Raw genomic sequence first — 3407 nt, 5'->3', positions numbered from 1 at the left:
GATTTTACATTAATTACCTCAACTCCCATATTGACTTTTATCCCCATGTTATTTGACTGTACTACTCCCCAAAATCCATTCCATTTTCTTTCAGGAATTCCCGCTTTCTCTTGCCAGGTTATATTGATGAAAACTACATCTCCTACTGCCAAAGATTTTATCCCATCTACTTCTGGGGAAGTTGTATCAGCATTTTCCACTGCCAAATCAGAGTCGAATGGCGCTTGGGACATTAGTTTTTTTAACTTTAATTTGCCACCAGTGTGAGCAGATAATATTTGGTGACGCTTTTGAGATGGTTGTTTGAGCAGTTGGTAAGCTGCATCTACACTTTGAAGATTTAACACCTGACGCAATGCAAGAGCCACTTCTAAGTTACCCTGGCTGAACTCCCGATCGATCAAGTCTACCACCTGAGAAGCTTTCGAGTAAGTACGCGCTTTCATACCGACACGAGCAGATACCCGTTCCCTTGTTCTCCCCGTTTCCATACCTTGTGGCAAATTTGCCACAAGGTCGGATGTTTTTCCTCGCCGATGAGTTCCCGCCAGTTCGACTTGCCTTTTCTTAGCCTTCTCCCTTTCCACAACCTCCCAAGCTTTTCCTTCTCTGACCTTTTGCTCCACAGTCTTTTCCCGGCTAGCATTCTCCAAAAGTAACGCCTCCAATTCCTCTGCTTCTGTCTGAAACTCCCTAACTTCCACTCCCACAGAATGCCATCCCAAAGTTAGTACTGCCTTCCATCGACGATGACCAGAAATAATGGTTTTATTGGGAGTAATTACTAACGGTTTTACCCAACCAGAAGACTCAATTAATGCCACTAATTCAGAAATATCTTCCTCTTCCCCATAAATAAAAGTATTACGAGGATGCGGTTGCAGGGTATGCGGATCTACCCCAAACGTAGATTCAGAGCCAAGATTAGCAGCGTTAGGCAGTGCAGAATGCAAATTTCTCTCCTGACAAACTTGTACTCAAGTAATTATTAAAAAAAGCTTTCCGGCAATTCTAATTTCATTTTCTTACAAGTGTACACTATATCTTACACTTGTAAACAAGAGAGATTAGTTCTTTGTACAACACAGACTTTAGGACGCAAATGAGGAATTTATGGCAGAATAAGACGTACTTGGTTATCGTTCGGGAAGGTAGCTGGTGAGATCTCTCCCAAGTCGGCAACTACTTTTGAGTTGTCTAATTGAGCAACTTTTGCGTGAAGGAGGCTGGAATCAGACTTCCCTTAGTCGAGCGTTGGGAGTCAGCAATGCAACGGTGAATCGGTGGCTTAATGGTGTAAATTTGCCAGACCCTACTTCAAATAACTTTAAAGTTTTAGCGCAAGTCAGCGGCGGTACACCAGAAACCTTACTGACTTATTTAGAGGGAAAAATCTCTTTACAAGAGTATCGACAAGGAGTAGGGATTCCTGAGTGGCAAAGACGTAAGCCAACTTTAGAAGAGATTTTGGCAGATATTTCCTTGCTGGAACCAACAGAGATTGTCTCTTTAATTGCATCCTCTGCTGCACTCTTAGCTAATAAGAGTATATCTGCTAATTAAACTTGCTTAAATCCTAGAATCTATTCGAGCCAAATAAAACAACGTACCGATGCTAATTCTAGTGGGATGAAAAGTAGCCCATTTTTGCGTACATTCACCAGGCTGATATTTGGATGATTGTTGACTCCACCAATCCCACTCTGGTAACAACGATGGCGAGTAAGAATATAATGCCATACCAATCCGAATCCATTCATTGTAATCATCTGCTCTCCAAGGTGCTAGTTGAGCTAACAAAGCAGCGATTCGCTGATTCTTCACTGTCAATGATTGCGGTGCAGACTTGGAAGATTTGGGGATTAACTGATTCAACCATTTAGGAACAGTAGCAACTGTGCATTCTACCGGACTAACTACCCAACGATATCTCCCAGTTTGAGGATGCACAGAAGGTGGTAAAACTGACATCATCCCCGCACCTCTAATTTCTAAAGCTTCACCTAACAACGGTGCTTTAATGCGCCGCGACTTAATTTCAGTACCATCAGGAATCGAAAATAAATACTGACAACGCCCTGGTTTACCGCTAGTAAATGCGACAGTTTGTGGCATATTTCCCTTGGTAATTGTTTGTAACACCTTCATTGCCGAACTACCATCAACATCTAGAGCAACCATTCCCCGACCTGTTAATACACCAATTCCTTGAGGATAAACACGCACTTGATTACCTGCTTGATTGCGGACTTTTACTCCACCTGTTGATTGCAATTGTCTGATTAATTCATCTTTATGAAATGGATTTTGTTGCCATTTGTAGCCTAAAGGTTGTTTATTTCCATTAGTTGGCACAATTGACCAACTACTAGGAATCAACGACAGACCTTGTAACAACCTTTGCATCAGATTGTTAGTCATTGGGTTGAATACATTTGAATTAAACTGTAAATTTGGGTGTAGGGAAGAGGAAGGGGTTGGGGGGTGGGGGTTAGGGGTTAGGGAAGAGGAAGGGGATAGGGGTTAGGTGTTGGGGGTTAGGGAAGAGAAGAACCCAACACAACTTTTATATGTTCTGCAACGTCGAAACAGGCGAAAATTAGGCAAGAGAAGAAATTCCCCAACACCTAACCCCTATCCCCTACCCCCTATCCCCCAGTTGTTACCTAATGTTTGATTTCAATAGGCATCAATACCTGAGTTGTCGGAATTAAGCTTTCTACTGGCGAGATGATTATGGGAGTAGTTGGTTCATCCAGTAGCAATTCTACCCAAGCAGTATCCAATTTCTTCAAACCTTCTAGCAGATATTTGATATTCAAACCAATCCGTAAACTTTGACCAGTCACCAATGCTTCTATTACCTCAACACCACTACCCCAATTCGCTGTTTCGACAGTTAATTGTATTGATTGCTTTGATTGATTGATATCAGCCACAACCACAGAATTCTTATCCGTAAGCACCGCTAAACGTTCCAACAAACTTATCAACTGCTTGCGTTCAAAACGGACAGTTGTTTGTTGTTGTTGAGGAATCAACTGTCGATACTGAGCATATTCCCCAGCTAATAATCGCATGACTAGCTCGGTTGTACCAATCGTTAACCAAGCTTTGCTTTCATCAAATGCTAAACTGATAGTATGAGCAGTAGTTTCTGAAAGAATCCTTTCTAATTGTTGTAATTTGCTAGCCGGGATAGTTACACTGAACTCAGGAATAGTTTCATCTTCAACATAAGGGTTAGCGATGGTAGCAAATGCCAACCTGTGACTATCACTAGCAGCTAATTCAATGCTATCTGCATCAAATTGTAAATGAACCCCAGTGAGTACCTGTCTTGTTTCCTCCGTAGCTGCTGCAAACAGCACATAACGTAATGCAGTTGCTAATAACAATGGTTTCAC

Annotated in this window: 4 protein-coding genes; 1 reads left to right on the top strand and 3 read right to left on the bottom strand. The window is 41.9% G+C overall.

Going from position 1 to position 3407, the window contains the following annotated elements; genetic code table 11:
* A partial coding sequence (locus tag ACE1B6_RS00155) for a ParB/RepB/Spo0J family partition protein (RefSeq protein WP_413255205.1) occupies positions 1 to 953 on the bottom strand: 953 nt, incomplete at its 3' end.
* A gap of 205 nt (positions 954 to 1158) precedes the next feature.
* Between ACE1B6_RS00155 and ACE1B6_RS00150 the strand changes: the two genes are divergently transcribed.
* Positions 1159 to 1563 carry a helix-turn-helix domain-containing protein gene (locus tag ACE1B6_RS00150; protein ID WP_413255204.1) on the top strand — a complete coding sequence of 135 codons (405 nt, stop codon included), beginning with the start codon at positions 1159 to 1161 and terminating at the stop codon, positions 1561 to 1563.
* A gap of 6 nt (positions 1564 to 1569) precedes the next feature.
* Here ACE1B6_RS00150 and ACE1B6_RS00145 read toward each other — a convergent pair whose 3' ends face one another.
* Both ACE1B6_RS00145 and dnaN read right to left on the bottom strand, forming a co-directional pair.
* Positions 1570 to 2421 carry a bifunctional DNA primase/polymerase gene (locus ACE1B6_RS00145; RefSeq protein WP_413255203.1) on the bottom strand — a complete coding sequence of 284 codons (852 nt, stop codon included), beginning with the start codon at positions 2419 to 2421 and terminating at the stop codon, positions 1570 to 1572.
* Between the two features lie 245 nt (positions 2422 to 2666).
* Positions 2667 to 3407 (bottom strand): DNA polymerase III subunit beta (gene dnaN / locus ACE1B6_RS00140; protein ID WP_413255202.1); only part of this gene is annotated, 741 nt, incomplete at its 5' end.

Origin of the sequence: Floridaenema fluviatile BLCC-F154 (assembly GCF_041929135.1) — a bacterium.
GTDB lineage: Bacteria > Cyanobacteriota > Cyanobacteriia > Cyanobacteriales > Aerosakkonemataceae > Floridanema > Floridanema fluviatile.
This window is presented reverse-complemented; position numbering and strand designations above follow the sequence as displayed.